Source organism: Streptomyces sp. WG5, assembly GCF_049974565.1.
In the GTDB taxonomy this organism is placed as follows: Bacteria; Actinomycetota; Actinomycetes; order Streptomycetales; family Streptomycetaceae; genus Streptomyces.
The window spans coordinates 1-2,610 of sequence record NZ_JBNGGC010000105.1 but is presented as its reverse complement, the minus strand read 5'-3'; the positions used below and the strand labels follow the sequence as shown (position 1 = coordinate 2,610).

Sequence of the window (2,610 nt, the reverse complement as noted above, 5' to 3'; positions counted from 1 at the left end):
GGCAACGCCTTCCTCGACGCCTTCGCCGAGCACCGCCGCGCGGCCGGTCTGCCCGCGACCGCGATCGCCTGGGGCCCTTGGGGCGACGGCGGAATGGCGGAGGGCGCGGTCGGCGACCGCATGCGCCGCCACGGTGTCATCGAGATGGACCCGGAGCGGGCCGTCGCCGCGCTCCAGCACGCACTGGACCGGGACGAGACGACGCTGACCGTCGCCGACATGGAGTGGAAGCGCTTCGTCCTCGCCTTCACCTCCGGCCGGTCCCGGCCGCTGCTGCACGACCTGCCCGAGGCCCGCGCGGCTGCCGAGAGCATCCGTGCCGACGCCACCGAGGGCGCCGGCGATGCGGGCGAGTTCGCCAGGCGGATCGCCGGGCAGCCCGCGGCCGAGCAGGAGCGGCAGCTCCTCGACCTCGTCCGCACCGCCGTCGCCGCCGTGCTGGGATACGCGGGCCCCGAAGCGGTCGAGGCCGGGCGCGCGTTCAAGGAGCTCGGCTTCGACTCGCTCACCTCGGTCGAACTCCGCAACCGCCTGGTCGCCGCCAGCGGCCTCAAGCTCCCGCCCACCCTCGTCTTCGACTACCCGACGGCGACCGTCCTCGCCCGGTACCTGCGTGAGGAGATGTTCGGGAGGGACGGGGAGGCGACGTTCGCCGTCCCGACGCCCAGTGCCGCGGCCCTCGACTCCGAACCCGTCGCGATCGTCGCGATGGCGTGCCGCTTCCCCGGCGGGGTGCGTACCCCCGAGGAGCTGTGGCAGTTGCTGGTCTCCGACGGCGACGCGCTGTCGCAGTTCCCCGCCGACCGCGGCTGGGACGTCGAGGCGCTGTACGACCCCGACCCCGACGCCCAGGGCACCTCGTACACCCGCGAGGGCGGATTCCTGCCCGGAGCGGCCGAGTTCGACCCTGGGTTCTTCGGGATATCGCCGCGTGAGGCGCTGGCCATGGACCCGCAGCAGCGGCTGCTGCTGGAGACGTCCTGGGAGGCGTTCGAGCGGGCGGGCATCGATCCGCAGACCCTGCGTGGCAGCCAGGCCGGCGTCTTCGTCGGCACCAACGGCTCGGACTACGCCGAACTCGCCCGCACCGCGACCGAGGGTCTCGAGGGCCATCTCGCCACGGGCAGCGCCGGCAGCGTCGTCTCGGGCCGCATCTCGTACACCTTCGGTCTGGAGGGCCCGGCGGTCACCGTCGACACCGCCTGCTCCGCCTCGCTCGTCGCCCTGCACCTGGCCGTCCAGGCGCTGCGGGCGGGGGAGTGCTCCGTGGCCCTGGCCGGCGGCGTGACGGTCATGTCGACACCCGGCACGTTCATCGAGTTCAGCCGCCAGCGGGGACTGTCCACGGACGGCCGGTGCAAGGCGTTCTCCTCCGACGCCGACGGCTTCAGCCCCGCCGAGGGCGTCGGCATGCTGCTCGTGGAGCGGCTGTCGGACGCGCGGCGCAACGGCCACCCGGTGCTGGCGGTGGTGCGCGGCTCGGCGATCAATCAGGACGGTGCCAGCAACGGCCTCACGGCCCCCAACGGCCCGTCCCAGCAGCGCGTCATCCGCCAGGCCCTCGCCAACGCGCGCCTCTCCGCCACCGACGTCGACGTGGTCGAGGCGCACGGCACGGGCACCACGCTGGGCGACCCCATCGAGGCGCAGGCCCTGCTCGCCGCCTACGGTCAGGACCGCCCCGACGGCCGGCCACTGCTGCTCGGCTCGATCAAGTCGAACATCGGCCACGCGCAGGCCGCCGCCGGTGTCGCGGGCGTCATGAAGATCGTGCTCGCCATGGAGCACGGCGTGCTGCCGCGTAGCCTCCACATCGCCGAGCCCACCCCGCACGTCGACTGGACCGCGGGCGACATCGACCTGCTGACCGAGGCACGGCCGTGGCCGGACACCGACCGCCCATGGCGTGCGGGAGTCTCGTCGTTCGGCTTCAGCGGCACCAACGCGCATGCCATCATCGAGCAGGCGCCCGCCGTCACTGAGGGGTCCGAGCAGGAGGCGACCCCGGAATCGGCGCCGACACCCCTACTGGCCGGGGTGACCCCTGACGGGTCTCCCTCGGGTCCGTCGGCCGCCCTGCCGTGGACCCTCAGCGCGCGGACGGGGAAGGCGCTGCGCGGCCAGGCCGAACGCCTCCTGTCTCATCTCGCTGCCCACCCTCACCTGCGACTTGTCGATGTCGCCTGCTCCCTGGCCACGACCCGCGGCGCACTGGACGAGCGCGCCGTCGTCGTCGGCCGCGAGCGTGCCGACGTCGTCACCGCCCTGACCGCCCTGGCCGCGGGGGAGACCTCACCGGTGCTGGTACAGGGGTCCGCGATCGGGGGAAGGACGGTGTTCGTCTTCCCCGGACAGGGGTCGCAATGGGTAGGCATGGCCGAGGGCCTGTTGGACGCTTCAGCGGTGTTCGCTGCCCGGATGGAGGAGTGCGCTCAGGCGCTGGAGCCGTTGACCGGTTGGTCGCTGGTGGATGTGCTGCGTGGTGTGGAGGGTGCTCCGTCGCTGGAGCGTGTGGATGTGGTGCAGCCTGCGCTGTTCGCGGTGATGGTGTCGCTGGCTGAGGTGTGGAAGGCGGCGGGGGTGCGTCCGGCCGCGGTGGTCGGGCATTCG

Annotated in this window: 1 protein-coding gene; it reads left to right on the top strand. The window is 73.3% G+C overall.

Annotated elements, in window-relative coordinates:
• Nucleotides 1-2,610: beta-ketoacyl synthase N-terminal-like domain-containing protein (locus ACP4IX_RS36030; protein ID WP_426558844.1), on the top strand; the 2,610-nt coding region annotated here is incomplete at both ends.